We start from the raw sequence: 22,343 nt of genomic DNA, 5'->3' as shown, positions 1-22,343 counted from the left end.
CGCGCATCCCGCACGGGGCGTCCGCTCAGAAACTCGCGAGCGAGGCGAAATTCCCACACGCGATCGGCGTCCCGTCCGACCGGTGCATCATGAGGTAGTAGGTCCCGTCGAGCGGAAGCTGGCTCGCGGGGAAGGTCGTGAGCGACACCCCGTCTCCCCCTTCGGCCCCCGTCATCGTCGTGAGCGTGACGACCGGCGCGCCACGTGCGTCGCAAGTCCCCTGGTGGATCATGAAGAGGTAGTCGCCGGGCCCGAGGCGCGAATCCGCGTGAATTTCGGCCCGAAGATCGGTTCCGGTACGGGAGAGGGTGAGCGTCCCCTCGGAGAGGAATTCGCCGATCGGAGTCATTTGGACTTGGACCGAGCCGGACCCGGTCGGAGCCGCCGTTTCAGCGGGCATGTCCATGCCGGACATGGCTTCACCCCCGGGCGTCTCCTCCGAAGGAGCGTCTCCGCCCCCGCACCCTGCGAGGGCGATCAAAGCGAGCAACGTGGTCCCGGCGAACCGGGAAGCGCGTTCTGTCTTCACAAGTGTCTCCAAGAATGAAGTGACGGCTTTGCCCGGGCGCTCTCGCCGCGGGCGGGCTCAATTCGGCAACGCGAACGAAACCAACTCGGGGACCCTCTGTCCACCGACCGTGATCGCGATGTGCTGGCGGCCGTCTATGATGTAGGTCATGGGAGTACCGATGGCGGTGCCCGGAAGATCCACGGACGCGAGCTCCGCACCGGTTGCCTTGTCGTACGCAACCAGGCGCGGCCCGTCCTCCGTTCCCCCCCGGGTGAGCGGGTAGATCAGAAGGGTCCGGGTCAGAAGGGGCCCGGCCAGGCCGACGTCCCCTCCCAGGGGCGGGAGGTCCAGCCCCGCCAGAAGCGGGTTATCGCGAATCCGATTCCCGTCCCCGGTTGGAATCATCCAAAGGTGTTCTCCGGTGTTCAGATCGATGGCGGTCATGCGCGAATAGGGCGGCTTCCAGACCGGGAGTCCCTGTGGCATGCGGATCCCGGGGGCCGAAGACTGGATGTACCGTAGGGTGGAGGCCTCCCCCGGCTCCGGCTCCCGGAAGCGGGTGATCGCATGGACGTTTCGGGAGGGGACGTAGAGGATTCCCGTTTCCGGATCCACTGCGGCGCCCCCCCAGTTCGCGCCCCCCGTCGTTCCCGGCCGGATCACCGTCCCCTCGAGGGAGGGGGGTGTGTAGAGGGAGCCCAGACGGAACCCCTGAACCGCCTCCACGGCCATCGCGCGCACCTCGGGCGTGAAGTCCACGAGGTCATCCATCGAGGTGCCCTGGTATTCGAAGGGAGCGGGACGGGTCGGGAAAGGCTGCGTCGGGGAAGGGACCTCCCCTTCCAGATTCGAATCGGTCGGGACGGGGCGTTCCACGATCGGCCAGACCGGCTCGCCGGTCTCCCGGTCGAAGACGAAGACGAAACCTTGTTTCGTGATCTGCGCGACCGCCCGGATCGGGCGCCCGTCCACGACGATGTCCACGAGGTTGGGTGCCGCGGGTGGATCGTAGTCCCAGAGGCCGTGGTGGACGAGTTGGTAGTGCCAGACCCGCTCCCCGGTCTCCACATCCAGGGCGACGAGGCTCTCGGCGAAGAGGTTGTCGCCGGGGCGGTGGCCCCCGTAGAAGTCCGGGGCGGCGGTGTTCACGGGGAGGTAGACGAGGCCGAGCTCCTCGTCCACGCTCATCATGGACCAGACTCCGACCTTCCCCGTCACCTCCCAGGCGTCGCTTTCCCAGCTGTCGTGCCCGAACTCGCCGGGCCGGGGAATGGTGCGAAAGGTCCAGAGCGTTTCCCCGGTGCGCACGTCGAAGCCCCGCATCCAGCCGGGAGGCGCCTCCCTCGTGACGTTCATCGAGGAGATGGACTGCGGCGAGATGACCGTGTTTCCGACCACGACCGGAGGGGACTGAACTGAATAAAGCATCTGGTTCTGCCAGTCCCGGGCGGCGCGGGCGGCGCGCGGGATATCCCGCATGAGGTCCACCCGGCCCCCTTCGCCGAAGTCGGGGCAGGGGCGCCCCGTCGCCGCGTCCACGCAGATCAGATACCCGTTTCCCGTCCCCCAGAATACACGGGCCTCCGTCCCATCGCTCCAATAAGCCACGCCCCGCTGGTTCCAGCTCAGCGTCATGGTGGTCGTCCCTTCCTCGTAACTCTTCGGATTGTAGGCCCAGATCGTCTCGCCCGTTCGGGCGTCCACCGCCACGCCGATGGAGGTCGGGGTGTTCAGGTAGAGGACGCTGTCCACCATGAGCGGGGTGGCCTTGAGGTTCCCGATGTTCGGAGGATTTCCGCCGCGCCAACGGTCGGGGTCCAGCTCGTTCAATGCGGCGAAGATCTGGTCGGAGGGGGCCCGCCATTCACTCCCGCCGGGAAGAGTCATGCTCAGGAAGCCGTCCACGGAGGTCCATCGCCAGGCGATCTCGAGATCGGTGAAGTTCCCGGCGTGGATCTGATCGGCGGGGGAGTACTTCGTGCTCCAGAGGTCCCCGCCGTAGCTCCTCCACTCGCCGGCCTCGGGCGTGCCGGCTTGTCCCGCGAGGGGTGAAGCGGCCGCGAAGAAAAGAACGGAGACGCCCGCCGTCGCGCGCATCGAAATCGTGGTTCCCCGCCGCCGTCCGCACTTCGTCACGCTTCTCCTCCCGAGCTCAGTACGTCTTTTTTTTCAGCTTCTCGATTCGGAACTTCGCGGTGTCCGCGATCGCCATCACGGCCATGACCCCCGCCTGGATCGGGTCGCTCACGACGAGGTCCGCCGCCTCCGGCACCGAACCCGCCATGTTGAGCGAGATCACGAGGAGCCCCTTCTCCCGGACGGCGCGGACGGCCTTCTCGATCTCGCCGCCCATGATGGCCCCCGCGAGGACGAGGGCGCGGGCCCGTGGAAGGCGTGCCACCGCATGGACCGCCTCGGCCAGCGCCGCCTCTCCCACGAGCGGGATCGTATCCACCGAGATCCGCTCACCCCGCAGGTTGTGCCGGTCGGCCTCGGAGACCGCGCCGACTGCGACTTGCCCGACCTGGGCACCCCCGCCGATGATGATGACGCGCTTCCCGAAGATGCGCTCCATGGGGCGCTCTTCGGACGCGCTGACCACCACGGGGAGCGCCTCGAGCTCGGCCACGATCTCCCCGAGCGCCTCGACCCCTCCGATCTCGAAGTAAATCGTTTCCACGGGCTTTTTGCTGTCGAGGATGACGACCCAGGTGATGTCTCCGCCTAGGCGGGCGATGACGCCGGTCAACTGGTGGAGCACGCCGGTCCCCGGTCTTGTCTCCACCACGAGGCCGAGGGGCGCGTTTTCTTCCGTCGAACTCTCCATAAAAATCCTGGTCATCTCCTCACGTGCTTCCGAAGGGTCCTCGGGCCGACCTCGGCCCCGTACACACTTCCTTCCGCATCCACCGCCACTCCTTCCGCGCCACTCGTCACCCCGCCGTCGGGATTCGGCTCGGGATCCTGGATGAAGGCGGTCACCCAGCCGTCCCGTGCGCTTCCGATGTAAATCCCGCGCCGCCAGCCTGGATTCCGCGTGGAGTTGGAGTCCGAATCGGCGACATAGATCGTGTCGTCCGCATCTATGTAGATTCCGCTCGGGCTCCCGAACTGTGTCCAGGTGGCGAGGTGGTTCCCCTCCTGGTCGAAGATCTGGATCCGCTTGTTTCCGCGATCTCCGACGAAGAGCCGGCCCTGCGAGTCCAGGGCGAGGGCGTGGGGATCCCGAAATTCTCCGATCCCACTTCCGGTCGTCCCGAATTCCATGAGGAAACGCCCATCCGGAGAGAACTTCACGATCCTGTTGTTTCCGTCGTTGTCGTGCCCGTCGGCCACGAAGATATTCCCGTCCGGGGCCACGAGCACGTCCGAAGGGCGGGTGAAATGGCTCGGCCCGTCGCCCTCGACTCCCCACTCTCCGAGTGTCATCAGGAGCTCCCCGTCGGCGGTGAACTTCCGGACGACGTGCCCCACGCCCTCGCGCCGTGCCCCGAGCCAGGCGGTATCCACGACCCAGACGTTCCCGTCACGGTCCACGTGCATCCCATGCGGGACCGCGAGGAGGCCCGCACCGAAGCTCTGGAGGAGCCGCCCTTCCAGGTCGAACCGGAAGATCATGTCCACCTCTTCACGCCCGACGCATCCGTTCGCGCCGCACCGGTCCATCGCCCAGATCGTCCGTCCGTCCGGGCCCGTGTACACGGCGCTCATCGCCCCCCAACTCCGCCCCTCCGGAAGCTCGCCGAAGGTCGAGTCGGCGACGGCGTAAGGATTCGGGATGATGATCTGGGCATCCGTGGGGATCGCGGGAAGGGCGAAGAGCGTCGCCGCCGAGGCGAGTGCCAGGCGTGGGAGGCGGACCATGGGGTCGGGCTCCGTTGAAGGGGAAGCCGCAAGAAGGGCCAGAAGGTGTGAAGGCAGGCGCGCGGCCGGCCTCCCCCTCCCCGCGAAGTGCTCTCAGGAGGGTAGGACCGCCGGGGTGGGGCGGCAAGCGTCTGGCTGGGGGAGGCCGACGCCACCGGGGCGGGCACCGGATCGCACCGGGGATGGCTCCACCCGCAGATCCCCTTCCACCGGTGCGGTGCGTGCGCTATTCCTTTTGGTGCGGCGACGTTCGGGACTTCCCCTTCTCTCCCGGGAATCCCCCTCACCTCGCCGGTTTTCATGCCACCCTTTCCCCCTCGAACCCCGTGTTCACCGTACCGACCGTGCTCCGCCGGAGTGCCATTCACGGCGTGGGCGCGTTTGCGGTGGAGTTTATCCCCGCGCGCACCATGATCTGGGATTTCACTCCCGAGGTGGATTGGACCCTCACCGCCGAAGAGCTCGCTTCTTTCCCCCAACCCTTCCAGGCCAGGCTCCGGCATTACACTTACCTGGACGAGACGGGGGTCTACGTGCTCTGCGGAGACCATGCTCGTTTCATGAATCATGCGGACCTTCCCAATTGCGACGACCGCGGGTCGTACACGGTCACGAACCGGGATATCGGGCCGGGTGAGGAGCTGACCTGCGACTACCGCACCTTCGACTTGGAGGTCGACGGGAGCGAGCTTCGGGCCGCCGCGACCGGCGCCATCGCCGCCGGGGCGCCGGCAGACCAGCCCAGGGCGGCCGCGCATCGGTGATTCGAGCCCGGGGGCGGGCGCGCGGTCCCTCGATTCTTGACCAGTGAAGAGCGGGCCTCCTAAGTTGGCCGCTTCACCGCTGGGGGCCGGCGAGTCGCCCCCGCACGCGGAATTCCCCGAGGAAAGCCTGGCTGGCGGAGGGAGGGGTCCCCGGATGACGGGTTGCCGCAGGGTGGCCGCGCTGGGCGCGGTCGTGGTCGCCGGTTTCTGGGCTGCGGGAACCGCCGCTCAGGAAATTCATCGCATCGCCGTCGAGAGTCCGACGATGACGGCCTTCGAGACGATGCCGAGGGACTACAGCCCCGACGGGCGGAACCTCTCTCCGCCCTTGACCTGGTCGAATCTTCCTGAAGGGACCCGCCAGATCGTCGTGATCTGCGAAGACCACGGCGCCGGAAATCCGCCCCCCTGGGTGCACTGGCTCATCTACAACATTCCGGGGACCGCGACCGGACTTCCGGAAGGGCTTCCGATCGACCGCCGGACCCCGATGCCCGCGGAGCTCGCGGGGGCCGTCCATGGGGACAACGGGTGGGGTCTCCCGATGTACCGCGGCCCCGCGCCCCCCCTCGGAAACATCAATCACTATCGCTTCGTCGTAATCGCGCTGGATCAGGAGCTGAACCTCCCTCCCGAACTGAACCGGGCCCAGGTGCTGGAGGCGATCGAAGGGCATGTGATCGGAGAGGGGGAGATGGTCCCGATCTACCAGCGACAGCCGATGGATTCTCCCGCAAGCCAACTCTGACGACCGGACCGGGATCTCGTCGCCGCCCCTATTGACGGCCCGAGACCGATCCGGGAGGAGCGGAACGATGTCGGACGAGCAACCCCGCAAAATTTCTCGACGGGAGATGCTGAAGAGCGCTGGCCTCGCCGGCGCCGCTGTAGCGTTCCCCGGGACACTTGCCGGGACCACACCCGAAAAGACCGCCCTTCCAGTGCTGGGGGAGGGGACCGCGAGGGGCGCGAGATCCGCCGCCGCCCCGCCGAGGGCGCTTCAGACCCTCACGGTCGCCGAGTTCGAGATTCTGACCGCCATTGTCGCGCGCATCATCCCGGCCGATGAGTTGGGCCCGGGCGCCCGCGAAGCGGGGGCGATGTATTACATCGACCGGGAGCTCGGAGGCGCTCTCTCCGGGCAGAAGGAGGCTTATCAGATCGGCCTCGCCGCCCTGGACCGTTACAGCCGCTATTCGCGGGGCCGTCCCTTCGTGGAGCTTTCGGAAACGGAGCAGGACTCCGTCCTGATCGACTGCCAGGGCGGGTCCGCCACGAACACCGGCGCCGGCTTTGCGGGAAGCTCCGGCCAGTTCTTCAACATGATCCGGTCGCACACGCTCCAGGGGACCTTCTCCGATCCCTATTACGGGGGAAACCAGGACTTCATCGGGTGGGACCTCCTCCGTTATCCGGGCGTCCGTACGGGAGTGAGCGCGACGGACCAGGCGCGCATGGAAGCCCAGGAGCTTCCCCCGAACCACCGCTCCGCTTACGAGCGCTGAACTCGACTGAACCGCCGCCGGGGAGCGACCGTCCCCGAAGGAAAAAAAATGGCTAGAAGACTTCAAGAGACGGACGTGGTCATCGTCGGATTGGGGGCTGTGGGCGGTCTCGCGACCCTCCCCCTCGTCGAGGCGGGGCTCCAGGTCGTGGGGCTGGAGGCCGGGACCTGGCTTTCGAGGCACGACTTCGTCCCCGATGAAATCCGGAACAATACGCGCGATTGGCCCATGCTCGTGCAGAAGGCCTATCTGGAGCGCCCGACTTCCCGCGCCACCGCGGCGCAGAACGCGAATCGCGTGGGCGGGCACCCCATGATGAACGCGGTCGGGGGCACCACCTGGCATTATTGGGCCCAGGCCTGGCGGCTGAATCCTTGGGACTTCCGCGTCGTGAGCGAGACGACGCGGCGGTACGGCGCGTCCCGGATCCCGGCGGGCTCGACGGTGGAGGACTGGCCTTTCGGCTACGAAGAGCTCGAGCCCTATTACGACCGCGTCGAGCGGGAGACGGGCGTTTCCGGGCAGGCCGGGAACGTACAGGGGACGATCGATCCGCGCGGCAATCCCTTCGAGGGGCCGCGCCGGCGGGAGTTTCCGATGCCGCCGCTGCGCGGGACCGCGTTCCTCGAGCACATGGCGGAGAGCGCCCGCTCCCTCGGCTGGAAACCCTTCCCGGGCCCGGCCTCGATCAACTCCGAGGCGTACGACGGCCGGCCGGGGTGCGTTTATCACGGCTTCTGCAACATGGGCGGCTGTCACGTGGACGCGAAGAGCGGCCCCCACGTCACCACCATTCCGAAGGCGCTCGCCACCGGGCGTCTCACCGTCGTGACCCGGGCGCACGCGACGACGATCGAGGTGGACGGGGAAGGGCGGGTCGCCGGCGTGAACTACCTGATCGGCTCGAACGAATACTTCCAGCCGGCCCGGGCGGTTCTCATCGCGGGGTACACGTACGAAAACAGCCGCATCCTTCTGACATCGACCTCACCGGCCTACCCGATCGGCCTCTCGAACAACCACGGGCAGGTCGGACGCCACTACTTCAGCCACCACCAGGCGGGCGGCGTGGGGGCGCTATTCCCCTTCGACCTGAAGTCATGGTATGGCCTCCCCGCACAGGGCGTCGCGGTGGACGACTTCGCGGACGACAACTTCGACCACTCCGATCTGAACTTCATCGGGGGCGGAAACCTCTGGGTGATGTCGGACCGCCGCCCCATCTCCGCCGCGGGGGTGGGGAGTTACGGGCGGATTTCCCGGAATTGGGGCTCGGAGTGGAAGGCATTCATTCGTGACAACGCCGATCGGACGAGCAGCTCGTACATCCAGAAAACTACGCTCCCGTACGAGACCAACTTCCTCGACCTCGACCCGGCGGCCACGGACTCCCTGGGGATGCCCGTCATTCGGATCACCGGGCAGTTCAAGGAAAACGAGGTCGCGATCGCGAACTACGTGATGGACCGGATGGAGGAGTGGTACGGGGAGGCGGGGGCGATCGAGGTCACGCGAGGGGGGGCGGGGATGGGTGCGATGGGCCCCTCGACGCACGCCTATGGCGGGACCCGGATGGGGGACAATCCCGAAACGAACGTCGTGGATCGGTGGGGCTTTTCGCACGAGGCGCCGAACCTCGGTGTCCTCGGAGCCTCCGTCATGGGGACGAGCGGTGCCCGAAACCCCACGCTCACGGCCCAGGCGCTGGCATGGCGCACCGCGCAACACCTCGCGGAGAGCTGGAGCTCGATCGTAGGGTAGGCGACGCTGGCCCACCGCGGCGGCCGGCGCCGCCATCTGACCGGCGAGCCCCCTCAGTTCAGCGAGGCATTCCGGGGAGGACCATCCCTCCCCCGTGCTGGGCGTGTTCCAACATCACGTTGCGCTCGGAGCGGTCGAGGAGACCGATCGCGGGCCCGCCCTGATTGTAGATCCCGTGGCGGAGGGCCATGAGGGTCCAATCGTACAGGCTGACGATCTCGTACTCGGGATTCGTGAACGCATCCAGGACGGCTTCCACCGTCCCTTCCTTGTCGCCGACTCCGGGATGCAGGACGACGTCGGTCGTGATGGCAAGAAGGATATCCAGGTTGTCGAAGATCGCGGCGGCCTGGGGGTGCCTCCCGCGGAGTCCCGGGGAGATGGCCGGGACCATGGGCATCTCGGTCGGAAATCCCATCGGCGGTGCCTCGAGCTTTCTCCAGAAGCGGTCCACGACGATCTCCATCCCGAAGCGCTGCTCCTCCGCGCGTTCGTAGAGGAAGAGGGGTTCGAAGGCGGCGAACTGGAGCCAGCTCGAGGCCCAGGTCATTCCCTGGAGGAAGGAAAAGTTGGCTCCGAAGGCCCCGGCGTACGTGTGCAAGTACATCAGTGCCATGGACTTGGGGAGGACAGGAAGCGCCCTCTCCGGGTCGCTTCGGTACTCCGCCACGACCCGGTCCACCGCCGCGTATTTGTCGAAGATCCGGGTGTCGGCGTAAATGTCGAGCATCTGGCGGAGCAGGGTCTGCGTCCGTACGACGGTTTCCCGGAGGCGTGGAGTCACCCCGGACTCGCCGGGAGGTCCGGTGCGGGGCGTGGGCACCCCGGAGGCTGCCAGCCTGCGGAGCTCCCGGAGGAGGTCCCCGTAAGCCTCCAACTCCTCGCGACCCGCTTCCAACATCATCTCCCCGCCAACCTCCTGGTGATCGGCGTGCTGACCGCCGGGCCCAACGGTCTCGGGCCGGATCGTCGCATGCTCCACGAGCTCGGTCGCGAGAAACTCCAGCAGCCGCCCCTGCACTTCCTGGGTGGCGAGGACGAGCGCGTGCACCTCCGGATATTGCGTCTCGAATGCGCCGGCCCCGGCCCCCTGGGCGGATGCGGGGGCGGCTCCCGCGAAACTCGCGAGGGCGACGAAGGATGATGAAAGGATGGCGATTTTCTGGGGCATGAATCCGCTCAATCCAGCGAGCCTCGGTCCGGACCGGCTTCCACCGCGAGGTTCCGGGCGCTCCAATCGAACCAGGATCCATCGTACAGGTGCGTCTCGTAGCCGAGCATGCGGGCGACGAAATACGCCATGCTGGCGCGCATCCCGATGTAGCAATAAACGATGACCGCACGGTCATCGGAGGCGCCGGCCGCTTCGAATCTCGCGCGAAGGTCGTCCAGGGGCAGGAGTCGCGGGTCCGCCGTCGAAACCATCAGTTCTTCCCAATAGAGGTGCCGGGCCCCCGGGATGTGGCCCGCGAGGAGGCGACCTCCCATCCCTCCGTCGGCGCCCGTGTATTCGTTCAGCGGTCGGGCGTCCACGATCGTGAACGCGGGGCCGCCGACCCGCTCCTCCACGAAGGCGGCGGGGACCACCCGATCGGGGAGCGGGTTCACCGCAAGGACTGCCGCCTCGACAAGGGGCACCTCGGTCGTCAGGGGAAGGCCCGCCGCCCTCCAGGCCGCGATCCCCCCGTCGAGGATGGCCGCACCGGCGCTCGCTCCGAGGTAGTCGAGCGTCATCCAGGCACGGGCCGCGGACAGTGGCGCCCCGTAAAGGACGACGCGGACCCCGTCCCCCACTCCGACCGACTCGAAGGCTTCCCGGAGCGCCTCGACGGGGAGGAGCTCCGTCGGGACCCCGTCCCGTTCCGCCGCGATCCGCTCGTACGCCAAGTACCGGGCTCCCGGAAGGTGCCCCTCCTCGTATCCCGTCGCCCGCTGGTCCACCTGGACGACGACGAGGCCCGGCTGTTCGAGATTATCGGCCAGCCACTCCCCGCTCACCAGCATCGGGATCGTCCGACCGTCGTCGGTCCCCTCCACGGCCGGAGTGGCTGACGGCGCAATCTGGAGCGCGAACAGGAGGGCGGTGGTCAGGGGGGCGAAGGAGAGCATGGATGGTTCCTCAGCGAAAGTTCCCGAAGTCGAGCTGCACCCCGAAATCCTTCCCCTTGAGGAAGGCGATGACCTGCTGGAGGGTGTCGAGGTCGGGGCTGCTGACCCGGAGCTCGTTCCCCTGAATCTGGACTTGGCACTTCTTGAGCTTCAACCCCTTCACCTCTTTCACGATCTCCTTCGCCGTTTCCGGGGGGATCCCCTGCTTCAGAGAGATGACCTGGCGGGCGCGACCCAGCGTCCCCAGCTCGATTTCTCCCGGATCCACGTTTTTCAGCGGCACTCCACGCTTCGCGAGCTTGGCGAGGAGGATCTCGTTGAGCGCCTTCAGCTTGTATTCGTCGTCGGCGTCGAGTTTGACCGCGCCCGCGGCCCGGTCCAGCTCGAGAGTACATTTGGTACCCTTGAAGTCGTACCGTTGTCCCACCTCCTTCGTGGCCTGGTTCACCGCGTTGTCCACTTCCTGGAGGTCCACGCCGGTGGTGATGTCGAAGGTGTGATTTTGCGCCATGAGGTCCGTCGGATCAGTGGTCGGTGGAAGAGCCGGCGCCACGAGGATAACGGATTCTCTCCACCAGCTCCTGAATCTCCGCGGGAGGCGGGGGTGTCATCCTCGAAACGGCCCAGGTCACCACGAATCCGATGACCATCCCCACGGAGCCGATTCCCTGGGGGGAGATCCCGAAGAGCCAGGGTCGCCAACCGATCCCGATTCCAGGGGCCACCGTCACGATGTAGAAGCCGGTGAAGAGGAGCCCGGAGAGCATTCCGGAGATGACCCCTTCTTTGGTCGTTCGAGGATCGAAGATGCCGAGAACGATCGCGGGGAAAAAGGAGGCCGCCGCGAGCCCGAAGGCGAAGGCCACGACCTCCGCGACGAAGGCGGGCGGATAGATCCCGAGCAGCCCCGCGAGGAGCACCGCGATGAGCATCCCCCCGCGCGCCACGAGGAGCTCCTCGCGCTCCGTCGCCTCCTTCCGGAGGAAGGCCTTGTAGATGTCGTGCGAGAAAGATGCGGCGATCACGAGGAGGAGGCCGGAAGCCGTCGAAAGCGCGGCCGCGAGTCCTCCCGCGACGACAAAGGCGAGGATGATGTCCGGGAGCCCGCCGATCTCGGGGCTCGCGAGGACCATGATGTCCGGGTCGATCCTGAGCTCGTTCGCGCTCGCCGGGTCGGCGAAGTTGCCGGGGGCGTGCTCCATCACCCCGTCCCCGTCCTTGTCGGCGAACTCGATGAGCCCGGTGGCTTCCCAGGAGCGGAACCACTCGGGGCGATCCTCGTAGGTCTGGCCCACCACCGTCTCCACCAGGTTGTAGCGGGCGAAGACCGCGACCGCGGGCGCCGTCGTGTAGAGGAGGCCGATGAAGAGGAGGGCGAAGACGCCCGTCCACCGCGCCCCGCTTACGGTCCGCGTCGTGTAGAAGCGAATGATCACGTGGGGGAGTCCCGCCGTCCCGCACATGAGAGCGAGGGTGATGAGGAAGACGTTCAGTCGCGTGAGGCTCGTGAAGGGCGTCGTGTAGGCGGCGAACCCGAGCTCCTGCAACAACCCGTCGAGGCGTGACGCCACGTCCGGAAAGGCGATCTGCGGAATCGGGTTTCCGGTGAGAAGGATCGCCACCGCGATTGCGGGGATGAGATACGCGGTGATCAGGACGATGTACTGGGCCACCTGCGTCCAGGTGATCCCCTTCATCCCGCCGAGCACGGCGTAAAAGGCGACGACCGTCATCCCGACAATGACCCCGCTCCCGATCGGGATCTCGAGAAATCGCGAGAAGACGATCCCCGCCCCCCGCATCTGTCCGGCGACGTAGGTGAAGGAGATCGCGATCGCGCAGAAGGCGGCCACGACCCGTGCCGTCCCCGAGTAGTATCGTTCCCCGATGAAGGCGGGAACGGTGAACTTCCCGAACTTCCGGAGGAAGGGGGCGAGGAGAAGGGCGAGAAGGACGTACCCTCCGGTCCACCCGAGGAGATACACGCTCCCGTCGAAGCCGAGAAAGGAGATGAGTCCGGCCATCGAGATGAAGGAAGCGGCGCTCATCCAGTCGGCCGCGGTCGCCATCCCGTTGAAGACCGGCGGAATCCCGCGCCCCGCGACATAGAACCCGCGGGTCGTGGAGACGCGCGACCAGATCGCGATCCCGATGTAGAGGGCGAAGGTGAGGCCAACCGCCAGGGTGATGTAGAGCTGGACGCTCACCTCACTCCTCCACGTCGAACTCGTGATCCAGCCGGTTCATTCCCAGGGCATACGCGAGGATGAGAAGCCAGAAGATGTAGATGGCCCCATTTTGCGCGAACCAGAACCCGAGCGGACCTCCCAGGAAGGTGAACCGGTTGAGGGTCGGTGCGAAGACGATCGCGGCGAGGTAACCCACTGCAAACCAGATGGCGAGGAGGACGAGCGTGAAGCGGAGCGTCCGCTTCCAGTACGTTCCGAGCGCCGACCGATTCTCATCGGGGGTCATCCCGCTCCGGTTCATCCGGGCGCGTCGAGGCATGAAGTCTCCCTGCGAGGAGCGGTTTCGAGGCGGTGAAAGATCGCGAGGGCGATCCGCCGCCGCAGCGCGCGGCGGCGGGTCGGGCCCGGGGAGGGGGTCAGTCCTTCCGGGCCTGGTCGAAGAAGTCGAAGATGGCCTGGACGTTTTCAGGGGTGCGCGCGATGATCGCGGTGTGGTCCCCACCCGCGATCTCGATGTAACGATGCTCCATCCCGAGCTCCTGCATCTTGGCGACCCAGCTGCGTGTGACCTCGACGGAGACGAGGTTGTCCCGATCGCCCTGGATGACGATCACGGGAATGTCCCGGATCGCCGCGAGGGCATCGGGGCTCGTGTAGATGGCGGGCGCGACCGGTCCGAGCCCGGCCCAGATGTCCGGATACTTGATCGCGATGTGCCAGGTCCCCCCTCCGCCCATCGAGTGCCCGGCGAGGTAGATCCGATTGGGATCCACGTTGAACTCGTCGCGGGCGATCTCGAGGACGTTCATCACGTCCATCTCGCTCAGCTCGCCGAGGTTGTCCGGATCGTTCGCGGCATCCCCGCGTTCGCTCGAGCGCCCCGTCCCCCGGCTCCCGTACCATCCCCGCGCGTTGTAGCCCATCGGCGCGGCCACGATATATCCGCGTTCCTCCGCGAGGTCGGTGACCCCCTGATAACGAATCACGCCTCCGGGGCTCGATCCGAGCCCATGGAGAAGGACGATGAGGGGGGTCGGGGTGGCGGCGTCGTAGGAGGTCGGGACGTAGAGTTGGTACTCCATCGGCATCCCGGCCGCCGCGAAGTCGTAGCTCCGGATCTGGATCCGCTCGGTCGTGGAGGAGACGGCTGCCGGGCTTTGAGCGGCGGCGGGGGTCGCGAGTGCCGCAAGCAGGACGGCGAGAAGGCCCAGGTGCTTGGGGGGCCGGGTCCGCATCGAATCCTCCTGTCGTGGAGTCCGCGGCCTCCCCGATGGTGCAGCTGGGTCGGGGGCCAGGCCGCGAAGGGCCTCCCGCTCGGCGGGGCGCCGACGGGATCCCAGTAAGCTCCGACGCCCTCCCGGCACTGTCAAGCACGGTCGCGGGCCCATCGGCGTCCTGCCACGGGGCTTGTCGAAGGGAAGCGGCCGATGAAGGTTGTCGAAGGGCCGCCGGAGGCTTCCCCAAGGAGAAAACCAATGATTCGGGCACAGAGAAGGCTCGGGGCGATCCTGACTCTCGCCGTGGCCGCCTTTGGGCCACTCCAGGCGCAGGCCACCGCAGCCGGGGACCGGTGGGAGACCTCGATCCAGCGTTTCGAGGCCGCGGACCGGGAGTCTCCGCCCATGCCCGGAGCCGTCCTCTTCGTGGGGAGCTCCTCCATCGTTCGGTGGGCGACGCTCGCCGAGGACATGCCCGGCATCCGCACCCTGAACCGGGGCTTCGGCGGATCGAACCTGAGCGACGTGCTCCGGTACGCCGATCGGATCATCCTACCGTACCGGGCGAGCCACGTCCTCGTCTACGCGGGGGACAACGACCTTGCACGCGGTCGCACGGCGGAGGAAGTCTTCGGTGACTTCAGGGCCCTGGTGCAACTGATCCACGCGGCTCAGCCTGAGGTCCCGGTCACCTGGATCTCGATCAAGCCGAGCCCGTCGCGGTGGGACGTGGCGGCGGCGATGCAACGAGCGAACGCGATGGTGAAGGAACTCGTGGACGGCGACCCGCACCGCCTCCGTTACATTGACGTCTGGGAGCCCATGTTGGGCCCGGACGGGATGCCAAGGGTGGAGCTCTTCGTGGAGGACATGCTCCACATGACCCCCGCCGGATACGCCGTCTGGCGGGAGGCCGTCGCCCCCGTCGTCGCGGAAGTGTTGGAGCACGGGGGGCACTGAGCCCCCCGCTCTCTCTCTACTGAATCTCCGCCCGCCGCGAGAGGATGTAGGCGCGAATCGCCGCGACATCCGCGGCGCTAAGGACCTGGGTGAAGGAAGGCATCCCGAGCTCCAACCTCGCGCCTCCGAGCACGATTCCCTCGATGTCCGCGAGCGTCTCCGGCGTGGCGTAACGCAGGTCGGGAAGGACCCCGCCGCTCACCGCGAGCGCCCCGTGGCAGACCGAGCAATACTGGGCGTACGTCGCCGCTCCCGCCGCGATGACGTCGGGAGACGCCTCGAAGGGGATCGGCTCGGGAGCAGGCCGCTCCACCGGGGCCGGGGCGTTCGGGAGGGTCGCCGAACCGCTCAGGGTGAAGGTGTAGAGGCGTCCCGGAGTCCTCGGGAGCCCTCGGCCGCCGCCGGTTACTCCGTAGGACCCGCCCCATCCGGCCATGATCGCGACGTACTGGATTCCGTCGAGCTCGTAGGTCATCGGCGCCGCGATCACCCCTCCTCCGAGCGAGACTTCCCAGAGCTTCTCGCCGGTTGCGGCGTGGTACGCCACGAATCGCCCGTCGGAGGTCCCCTGGAAGACGAGGTTTCCGGCCGTCGTAAGAGTCCCCCCGTTCCACATGTCATTGTATTGCACCCGCCACCGCTCCTCCTGGGCGACCGGGTCCCAGGCGAGGAGGTGTCCGCGCGCGGCGGCGGGAATCGGGCCCGCGGCGCCGAACTGCACGCCCGTGTTCCAGACCTCCGGGCGGAACTCGAACATGCGCTGCTGCCCGTACCCGAACCAATTCTCCTGGGCGGGGATGTAAACGAGCCCGGTTCCCGGATTGAAGGACATCGGATGCCAGTTATGGCCGCCGAGCGGTCCCGGACTCAGGTTGATCGGGGTGTCGATGTAGCGTGCCGCCGGGACCTCCACCGGGCGCCCCGTCTCCAGGTCCACATGGGTCGCCCACGTCACGGGGACATACGGCTCGGCGGAGATGAGCTCGCCCGTACCCCGGTCGAGGACGTAGAAGAAGCCGTTCTTCGGCGCCTGCATGAGGACCTCGCGAACCTCCCCGCCGATTTCAATGTCGGCGAGGATCATGTGCTGGACCGCCGTATAGTCCCAGCTTTCTCCGGGGGTCGTCTGGTAGTGCCAGACGATCTCGCCGTCGTCGGGATCGAGGGCGAGGATCGAGGAGAGGTAGAGATTGTCCCCTCCGCCCGGGCTCCGGATCTCCTGGTTCCAGGGGCTCCCGTTGCCGGTCCCGACGTAGAGGAGGTCGAGCTCGGGGTCGTAGGCGAAGGAATCCCACGCGGTCCCACCCCCGCCGTACTCCCACCAGTTTCCGTTCCAGGTCTCCGCCGCTTCCTCCATCGCGTCCGACTCGAAGGGCTCCGCGGGATTCCCCGGCACCGTGTACGAGCGCCAGGCGAGCTCTCCGCTGTCCACGTCGTACGCCGAGACGTAACCCCGCACGCCGTATTCCGCCCCACCATTTCCGATGATGACCATTCCCTTGACCACGCGGGGCGCCCCCGTGACGGTGTAAGGAAGGTTCTGGTCCACTGTGACGACCTCCCAGAGGAGGGCACCCGTAGTGGCGTCGAGGGCCGCCAGCCGCCCATCGAGGATTCCCACGAAGACCTTTCCTTCATAAAAGGCCGCGCCGCGGTTCACGACGTCGCAACAAGCGCGCTGACCGTAGGAACGAGCCACCATCGGATCCCACCGCCAGAGCTCTTCCCCCGTTCGAGCATCGAGGGCGTACACGATGCTCCAGCTCCCCGTCGTGTACATCGTACCGTCCACCACGAGCGGGGTGGCCTCCAGCCCCCGGTCCGTGTCCGTCGCGAAGGACCAGGCGACTCCGAGCTCCCCGACATTGGCCGCATTGATGCTCGCGAGCGGGCTGTATCGGGTCTCCGCGTAGTCGCGGCCGTGTGTGACCCACTCACCCGCATCGGCCTCGAAGGGGAGGCCATTGACTGCTCGCGTGGAGCTCCCGTCGTCCCTCGCGGTGCATGCGGACACGGCCAATACGACGAGGGTGGGGAAGAGCCGCCTTCGGTCACGCATCGGAAATCTCCGTCAGTCGCGTTCGAGGTCTGGAAAGTGCCCTGAAACGGTAGGACCGGTGCCCGGGGAGGGCAAGAATCCCTCGGGGGAAAAGACAGCGCCCGGCAGCCGTCGGCCGCCGGGCGCTGTGCACTTCGTCAGAAACGTGGCGTTCGGTCTTACGGCGCCGAAGTCGGCCAACCCGGACCCTGGTGCCTCGGAACCTGCTGGACGCCCTGATAAACGAACTTGTGGATGCGGCGTCCCTCGTAGGTCTCGGTCACGTAGATATTCCCCTGCGAGTCCGAGATGATGCTGTGCGCGGCCTGGAACTGTCCGGGATACCGCCCGCCGGAACCGATCGAAGACACCGCCTCCATCGTCTCGCGGTTCACGATGTGGATGCGGGCGTTTTTCCCGTCCACGATGTACATGAACGCTTGTTCGGGATCGGGGGAGAAAGAGATGTCCCACGTGGCGCCATCCCCGAGGGTGTCCGGATTGTAGAAGTGCTCGCGGAGGAACTCGCCCTCTTTGGTGAACTCCTGGACCCGGTTGTTCTGGCGGTCGCAGACATACACCCGTCCGTCGTTCGTCGGCTCAGCGCAGTGGACCGGCCCGCGGTACTGCGGCTGCGGCATGGCGTCCGCGGTCCAGCCCGTGCCGGCCTGCCGGACGTCGGTGAAGACGTAGTCGTCGTCAGGAACGTTTCCGTAGGCTCCCCAGAACCGCTTCATGGCGCCCGTCTCCACGTCGAGGACGGCGACACGCACATTGCGGTAACCGTCGGCGATGTATGCCTCGCTCGCCGCACCGTCGATCGCGATGTCGGCCACGCCTGCGAACCGGTCCGTGGCATTCGAGTCCACACCGGGCTCGACCCTTCCGTACTGGGCGATGAACTGGCCGTCATGGGTGAACTTCAGGACCTGGGAATCGGAGCCGCCATTCCCGCCGATCCAGATGTTGTTCATGTGGTCCACGGTGATTCCGTGGTTCGAGCCGGGCCAGGTGAACCCGGGCCCCTCGTATCCGGCTGCGTAGCCCCAGGAGTTCACGAGGTTGCCCTCGGGGTCGAACTCGAGGACCGGAGGGGCCGACGAGCAGCACATGGCGACCGGCGGATCCGCCGCCGCGTTCATCTCGCCCCCGGAAACGCCCCGGTGAATGATGAAGATGTGATCGTTGGCGTCCACGCCGACTCCGATCACGGTCCCGAGGAGCCAGCCGTTCGGAAGCGGCTTCGGCCAGAAGGGGTCCACCTCGAACTTCGGGGCCTGCACCATCTGGGCCGCGGTGCGCGCTTCGAGAACCGCCTGCCCGATCCCGAGGGCCACGGTGGCCGCAAGAAGGGTCCCGCCCAAAATCAGTTTACGACGCCGCGTCATATGTCATCTCCTCAAGATGTATGCGGGAGCTCATCAATTCGCCGGTTCGGCCGCGGGTGTTGCCGCTTCTTGCCCGAGCGCCGAGGCCGGCCAGATCGCGCCCTGATGCTCGAGGGTGGTCGGAACCACCGTCGAGCCCGTCATCACGAACCGCTGTACGCGCCGGCCCTGCCCGTTTTCGGCCGTATAGACGTTCCCCGCCGCGTCCACGGCGATGCTTCCCAACTCCCGGAAGGTCCCCGGAACCCGTCCGCCGGTGCCGAAGCTCGTCACGGGCTGGAGCGTGTCACGAAGCACCACCCAGACCCGCTCATTCAGCCCGTCGGCGACGTAGAGGAAATCCTGCCCGCTGTCGGCCGAGAAGGCGATGTCCCAAACGGAACCAGCACCGAGCGTCGCCGGCGCGATCACCGCCTCGGTGACGTAAGTGCCGTCCGTCTCGAAGACCTGAATCCGGTTGTTCCCGCGGTCACAAACGTAAACCATCCCGTCGTTCGAAACGGCCGCGCAGGTCACGCTCCTGAACTGCTGGGCCGGCGGCGCGGACGGATCGTACGCCGAGAGGGTCTCTTCGCTCGGCGGATTCCCGTAGGCACCCCATGAGCGCAAGACTTCACCGGTCGCGACGTCGACGACGGCGACGCGATTGCCCGCGTAACCGTCGGCCACGAAGGCCTCGTCTCCGTCGAAAGAGAAGCGGCCAGCTGCCCCGAAGCCCTCGAACGTCGCGAGGTGCTCGCCGGTCCGCGAGAACTTGAGGATCTGGTTGTCGATCATGGGCCCGGGAGGTGGACCTGCCGGGGCCGCGCCACCACGTCCACCGCCACCGGCGGCGGCGCGTGCGCCTCCGCCGATCCAGATGTTCCCATCGGGGTCCACCGCGATCCCGTGGGGCGTGTTGGGCCAGGGATACCCCTGATCCGGCCCACCCCACTCGCGGACGAGCGAGCCGTCCGGCGCGAACTCGAGAACCGCCATGGTCGGCGTGCAGCAGTCACCGGTGCCGGTGACCGAATTGACCTCATTTCCCTGATTGAACCCATCCTGTCGTGTCACGATGAGGATGTTGCCGTCAGGAGCAACCGTGACCCCGGAGACCGGCCCCAGGATGGACGGGTATTCGAGCGGCATCGGCCAGAACGGGTCCACTTCGAGGACCGGGAGCTGCGCGTCGCCGCACCCAGTGGTCAACACAGCGAGCAGCGCCGTGGTGGTCCCTCCGACGACAAGACTGCGCCTCTGCTCCATCGACTCTCTCCTTGTGCTCGAGTGTCTCTCCCATCGCCGCGGGCGGGCGGGGAGCGCACTTCTCAGCTCTCTTTCGGTCCACATCGTCACGGCTCCCCATTCGCGAAATCGGCGAGAATGGGAGACATCACGATGTGGGTAGGCCGGGAATAGTACGTTACAGGGTCGCTCGCGTCCAGCACTGAGATTGAGAGGGAGGGGGCTTGGAGGCAAGATCCGGTGTCTGCCTGGAAACGGGCCCCGTGTCCGGCAGCGGCGGGTTGACCGCTCTCACGGACCTCCGCTAGACATTCGGCCATGCGAGCCGAGTACCGTTTTTTGGGGCCCCGCAGGGCCTTCGCTCCTGCAGTGGCTGCACTCTTCTGGGTCACGGGAGTGGCGGGATGTGGAGGCGAAGGCGTGGGCTCCCCGCCTCCCGAGGGCGGACCCGAGGCCACGGGGCGTGAACGGCCGGAAGGGCCAGGGACTTCCGCGGAGGAGTCCGTGGGGGCCGATTCGGGCGCTCCGATGGACGCCTCCCCCGGCTGGGATCTCGAAACACCGATCTACTCCTTGGAACAGGCCGAGCGCGGGGCCGGTATCGTTCTCGAGGTGTGCAGTCGCTGCCATGCGCCGGAAGCGTACACGAACTTCGACTTCCGCTTTCGGTGGTCCGGGAGCAGCGTGGGGGAGTTGTACCGCTTCGTGAGCGCCACGATGCCGCAGGACGCTCCGGGCCAGCTCGAGCCGGAGGAATACGCCGCGGCCCTCGCGTACATCTTCCGGGAGAACCAGCTCCCCGCGGGGGACCGGGAGTTGGGGACCGACTTCTCGGAACTTCACAGGCATCGCCTGGTGATTCCGACCGGTCCGTGAGACGGTCCAGATGGCCCGAGTGCCGCGAGCTGAATCGGGGCGGTCTGGCCGGCGATCAACCACAGTCCAGGAGGACGGTTCGGTGAAGGAAATCTTCGTCAAAGTTCTCGGTGGATGCGCCTACGCGTCCATCGCCATGGTTTTCCTGGTTTCCCCGGGTCATGCGCAAAGCCTGGAGATGACTTTTTTTCTCTCGATCGATGGCCCGGGTGGGACGAACTTCGGAGCAGTGCTCGTCTCCGACGGGCATTGCCAGGACCAGGGGTACGCCGCGGGGTTCGGAGACCGAACCTGGAAGGCCTACATCACGGGAACCGCCGCGGATGGGGAAGCGGGCGAGATCGCGCGGAACCGGATCGGACCGGGGCCCTTCATCAACTATTTCGGGATCGTCGTCGCCGAGAGCATTGACCAGCTTCACAGCGATCAAAACAATTTGAACCCCGGCACCGCGGTCACGGCGACGGGGCAGCCCGCTCCGGACAACTTCGTGATTCCGCCCGGGTCGGAACTGGATGGCGGGGACTTCACCCGAAACGGCCCACTCCTCTGTTTTGCCAGCTTCTGAACGAGTGGTTCTTCTCCGAAGTCCCTTGGCATTCGGAGGCGAACCGCCAGGGAAAGGCCCTCCGCTCTAGACCTCTTCGGCCTCCGGGGATTTTTCCTCCCGGAGCCCGGTGAAGCGTCCGAAAACGGCGTACATCCCCCAGAGCAAGCCCACCAGGATCAGGACTCCCATCATCCAACGCATCGCCGCGGCCAGGAAGAGTGCGTTGAAGGTGGGCCAGACGAGAGGAAAGTCTCGGAGGGCGCCCCACCGGTCGGCCATCCAATGCCACGCCGTGTGCGCGACGAGCGCCGACAGGAGGATCACACCCATCCGCTCCGCCACGACCCGGCTGAACAGGAAGCGGAGCGACGGAACGAGCACGACGAGGACGGCGATCTGTCCGAGCTCGACTCCAACGTTGAACGAAAGTAGCGAGGTCGTGAGATGTGCACCCGCATACTGGAGTGACTCGCGCAGGGCGAACGAAAAGCCGAAGCCATGTACGAGCCCGAACAGGAAGGCGACGAGCCACCGCCGGCGGAGGTTCGCACCCACGATGTTTTCGAATGCCATGAAAACGATGGAGAGGGCGATCAGGAACTCGATGATGGGAGGAAACCAGAGCGAGTTTGGGGCGAAGCCCAGCGCCGAGGCGATGAGGGTGATCGAGTGCGCGACGGTGAAAGCCGTGATCACCGCCAGGAGAGGGACCATCCGTCGGAAGGGAATGACCAGACAGAGGACGAAAAGGAGATGGTCGATTCCGTCCAGGATGTGGAGGAAGCCGAGGCGCACGAAACGGAGCGCCGCCTGATACCACTGCGGATCGAGCTGAATGAGGCCCGGCATGCCGGTGAACTGGAAAAGCCGCTCGGGGCGGTCGGGTAGCTGAAAGCGCAGAATCGTCGTCGTGGCGAGCCCCAGGTGCGCCAGCTCCGAGTCCAGCGCAAAACGCGAGCGGTCCGAGGCGATCGGGTATTCGATCAGCACATCGAGGAGCGCCTGCTCCCAGTAGAGCTCGATCTCGTTTGCGAGAATGGGATCCTGGAAGTGCGCGAGCGCGCTTTCGTAGGACCCGAACGACGCGTCCGAGGGGAGGGAGATCCTGCTGGCGGTGACCTGCGCATCCCCGAGGAGGACCCCCTCCTCGTAGAGCCGGATGTAGTCCACGATCCAGAGACGGGCTGCCTCCGGAAGCATGGACTCGGCGTCCGAAATGAGCACGTAACCCGGCCCGGTCACCGGCCAGGCGAAGTCCCGCATGGAGTTGAGTGGAACTCGCACAAGGACCCGGAGAACGTTTCCGTCCGGCCGAACGAAGGTTCGGACGATGACGCTCGGCGGGATCTCGTGCGCGCGAGCCTCGGCGGCGAAGCCGCCGAGG

21 protein-coding genes are annotated in these 22,343 nt (G+C 66.7%); 7 read left to right on the top strand and 14 right to left on the bottom strand.

The features are described from left to right. Window positions 1–25: 25 nt before the first annotated feature. Genes WEG36_02010 through WEG36_01995 form a run of 4 tightly spaced genes read right to left on the bottom strand, consistent with a single transcriptional unit; the run spans window position 26 to window position 4,375 of the window. Window positions 26–529 carry a hypothetical protein gene (locus tag WEG36_02010; protein ID MEX1256368.1) on the bottom strand — a complete coding sequence of 168 codons (504 nt, stop codon included), beginning with the start codon at window positions 527–529 and terminating at the stop codon, window positions 26–28. A 57-nt stretch (window positions 530–586) separates the two neighbouring features. Then, complete coding sequence (locus WEG36_02005) at window positions 587–2,647, bottom strand: pyrroloquinoline quinone-dependent dehydrogenase (GenBank protein ID MEX1256367.1); 2,061 nt, start codon at window positions 2,645–2,647, stop codon at window positions 587–589. Between the two features lie 16 nt (window positions 2,648–2,663). Continuing rightward, window positions 2,664–3,353, bottom strand: coding sequence for a DUF5612 domain-containing protein (locus tag WEG36_02000; GenBank protein ID MEX1256366.1), 690 nt, complete (start codon window positions 3,351–3,353; stop codon window positions 2,664–2,666). After that, window positions 3,350–4,375, bottom strand: a complete 1,026-nt coding sequence (locus WEG36_01995) for a peptidyl-alpha-hydroxyglycine alpha-amidating lyase family protein (GenBank protein ID MEX1256365.1) — start codon at window positions 4,373–4,375, stop codon at window positions 3,350–3,352. The genes WEG36_02000 and WEG36_01995 overlap by 4 nt, the downstream gene beginning before the upstream one ends. A 182-nt stretch (window positions 4,376–4,557) precedes the next feature. Between WEG36_01995 and WEG36_01990 the strand changes: the two genes are divergently transcribed. The 4 genes from WEG36_01990 to WEG36_01975 all read left to right on the top strand — a co-directional run bounded on the left by WEG36_01990 (window position 4,558) and on the right by WEG36_01975 (window position 8,405). Then, window positions 4,558–5,139 (top strand): SET domain-containing protein, encoded by a 582-nt coding sequence (locus WEG36_01990; GenBank protein MEX1256364.1) that lies wholly within the window; start codon window positions 4,558–4,560, stop codon window positions 5,137–5,139. 154 nt (window positions 5,140–5,293) lie between these two features. Next, entirely contained in the window at window positions 5,294–5,887 is a 594-nt protein-coding gene (locus WEG36_01985; protein MEX1256363.1) for a YbhB/YbcL family Raf kinase inhibitor-like protein, read from the top strand. Between the two features lie 67 nt (window positions 5,888–5,954). Then, window positions 5,955–6,644 (top strand): gluconate 2-dehydrogenase subunit 3 family protein, encoded by a 690-nt coding sequence (locus tag WEG36_01980; protein ID MEX1256362.1) that lies wholly within the window; start codon window positions 5,955–5,957, stop codon window positions 6,642–6,644. A 48-nt stretch (window positions 6,645–6,692) separates the two neighbouring features. Beyond that, on the top strand, window positions 6,693–8,405 hold the full coding sequence (locus WEG36_01975) for a GMC family oxidoreductase (GenBank protein MEX1256361.1): 1,713 nt from the start codon (window positions 6,693–6,695) through the stop codon (window positions 8,403–8,405). Between the two features lie 58 nt (window positions 8,406–8,463). Here WEG36_01975 and WEG36_01970 read toward each other — a convergent pair whose 3' ends face one another. From WEG36_01970 to WEG36_01945, 6 genes are all read right to left on the bottom strand, one after another. Continuing rightward, the gene (locus tag WEG36_01970) at window positions 8,464–9,576 is read right to left on the bottom strand and encodes a hypothetical protein (GenBank protein MEX1256360.1); all 1,113 of its coding nucleotides are present in this window, start codon (window positions 9,574–9,576) and stop codon (window positions 8,464–8,466) included. 8 nt (window positions 9,577–9,584) lie between these two features. Beyond that, window positions 9,585–10,514 carry a rhodanese-like domain-containing protein gene (locus tag WEG36_01965; GenBank protein MEX1256359.1) on the bottom strand — a complete coding sequence of 310 codons (930 nt, stop codon included), beginning with the start codon at window positions 10,512–10,514 and terminating at the stop codon, window positions 9,585–9,587. Window positions 10,515–10,524: 10 nt separating this feature from the next. Continuing rightward, window positions 10,525–11,025, bottom strand: a complete 501-nt coding sequence (locus tag WEG36_01960) for a YajQ family cyclic di-GMP-binding protein (protein ID MEX1256358.1) — start codon at window positions 11,023–11,025, stop codon at window positions 10,525–10,527. A 13-nt stretch (window positions 11,026–11,038) separates the two neighbouring features. Continuing rightward, on the bottom strand, window positions 11,039–12,721 hold the full coding sequence (locus WEG36_01955; protein ID MEX1256357.1) for a sodium:solute symporter family protein: 1,683 nt from the start codon (window positions 12,719–12,721) through the stop codon (window positions 11,039–11,041). Window position 12,722: 1 nt separating this feature from the next. Continuing rightward, window positions 12,723–13,022, bottom strand: coding sequence for a DUF4212 domain-containing protein (locus WEG36_01950; GenBank protein MEX1256356.1), 300 nt, complete (start codon window positions 13,020–13,022; stop codon window positions 12,723–12,725). 97 nt (window positions 13,023–13,119) lie between these two features. Continuing rightward, on the bottom strand, window positions 13,120–13,938 hold the full coding sequence (locus tag WEG36_01945; GenBank protein ID MEX1256355.1) for an alpha/beta hydrolase: 819 nt from the start codon (window positions 13,936–13,938) through the stop codon (window positions 13,120–13,122). 240 nt (window positions 13,939–14,178) lie between these two features. On the opposite strand from WEG36_01945, the gene WEG36_01940 reads away from it, so the two are divergent. Continuing rightward, on the top strand, window positions 14,179–14,880 hold the full coding sequence (locus tag WEG36_01940) for an SGNH/GDSL hydrolase family protein (GenBank protein MEX1256354.1): 702 nt from the start codon (window positions 14,179–14,181) through the stop codon (window positions 14,878–14,880). A gap of 16 nt (window positions 14,881–14,896) precedes the next feature. On the opposite strand, the gene WEG36_01935 is transcribed toward WEG36_01940, so the two are convergent. The 3 genes from WEG36_01935 to WEG36_01925 all read right to left on the bottom strand — a co-directional run bounded on the left by WEG36_01935 (window position 14,897) and on the right by WEG36_01925 (window position 19,554). Continuing rightward, the gene (locus tag WEG36_01935; GenBank protein ID MEX1256353.1) at window positions 14,897–16,939 is read right to left on the bottom strand and encodes a PQQ-dependent dehydrogenase, methanol/ethanol family; all 2,043 of its coding nucleotides are present in this window, start codon (window positions 16,937–16,939) and stop codon (window positions 14,897–14,899) included. Between the two features lie 158 nt (window positions 16,940–17,097). Continuing rightward, on the bottom strand, window positions 17,098–18,306 hold the full coding sequence (locus WEG36_01930) for a hypothetical protein (protein ID MEX1256352.1): 1,209 nt from the start codon (window positions 18,304–18,306) through the stop codon (window positions 17,098–17,100). 33 nt (window positions 18,307–18,339) lie between these two features. Continuing rightward, window positions 18,340–19,554, bottom strand: a complete 1,215-nt coding sequence (locus WEG36_01925; GenBank protein MEX1256351.1) for a hypothetical protein — start codon at window positions 19,552–19,554, stop codon at window positions 18,340–18,342. 297 nt (window positions 19,555–19,851) lie between these two features. Here WEG36_01925 and WEG36_01920 point away from each other — a divergent pair, with 297 nt between their 5' ends. Together WEG36_01920 and WEG36_01915 are read left to right on the top strand one after the other, a co-directional pair. Further along, window positions 19,852–20,409 (top strand): c-type cytochrome, encoded by a 558-nt coding sequence (locus WEG36_01920; protein MEX1256350.1) that lies wholly within the window; start codon window positions 19,852–19,854, stop codon window positions 20,407–20,409. 82 nt (window positions 20,410–20,491) lie between these two features. Continuing rightward, window positions 20,492–20,977, top strand: coding sequence for a hypothetical protein (locus WEG36_01915; GenBank protein MEX1256349.1), 486 nt, complete (start codon window positions 20,492–20,494; stop codon window positions 20,975–20,977). Between the two features lie 66 nt (window positions 20,978–21,043). Here WEG36_01915 and WEG36_01910 read toward each other — a convergent pair. Continuing rightward, window positions 21,044–22,343, bottom strand: a 1,300-nt coding sequence (locus WEG36_01910) for a HupE/UreJ family protein (protein MEX1256348.1), incomplete at its 5' end; no start/stop codon positions are given.

The sequence above is a fragment of the Gemmatimonadota bacterium genome, assembly GCA_040882465.1.
GTDB lineage: Bacteria > Gemmatimonadota > Gemmatimonadetes > Longimicrobiales > Gaopeijiaceae > JBBEBG01.
Note: the sequence above shows the minus strand (reverse complement) of the source record. Positions and strands in the feature narration are given on the sequence as shown.